Source organism: Pyramidobacter sp. C12-8, assembly GCF_002007215.1.
Taxonomy (GTDB): Bacteria; Synergistota; Synergistia; order Synergistales; family Dethiosulfovibrionaceae; genus Pyramidobacter.
The window spans coordinates 1-570 of the sequence record NZ_MUHX01000076.1; the positions used below are offsets into that span (position 1 = coordinate 1).

General features: G+C 66.0%; 1 protein-coding gene. It reads right to left on the reverse strand.

From position 1 onward, the window contains the following. On the reverse strand, window positions 1-570 hold a 570-nt coding region (locus B0D78_RS12980), incomplete at both ends, for a hypothetical protein (protein ID WP_168170137.1).

The following is a 570-nucleotide window of genomic DNA, read 5'->3' on the forward strand; positions in this document are numbered from 1 at the left end:
TCGATTTTGTGGTGGGTTGCGTCGAAGCCTTGGGCGCTCACTTTGCCGGCGAAGACGGGGGCGTCGACGACGCTCACGGTGAGGTCTTTGCCGTTATGGGGGCGGGTGACGGCGATGTTCTTGCCGTTTTTGAACTGGACGGTGTCGCCGTTGCCGATGGGGGTGGCGGTGTCGCCGTTGGTCTGGAGGTTCCAGGCGCCGCTGCCGCCGCTGCCGTTGGCGATGGCGTCGAGGATGTCCTGGTGCAGGCCGATGGTGACGACGCCGCCGGCGGGGGTGGTGGTGACGTTGGTGACGATCTGGTTGGAGGCGCCGACGAACTGGATGTTGGGGGTCTGGTTCTGGGCGAGGGTGACGGTGTGGCTGTGGGGGGTGCTCGCTCCGTCGCTGACGCTGAACTTTGCGGAGATGTTGGTGATGGGTGCGGTGGTGGTGTTGATCAGGGTCTGGAGTTTGGCGGGGTCGAGGCCGACTCTGAGGGTGCGTCCGCTGACGGCGGTGGTGATGACGTCGCCTGTGGGGATGATGTCGAGGCGTTTGTGCGCGCTGTCGAGGAGGATGCCGGGGGCG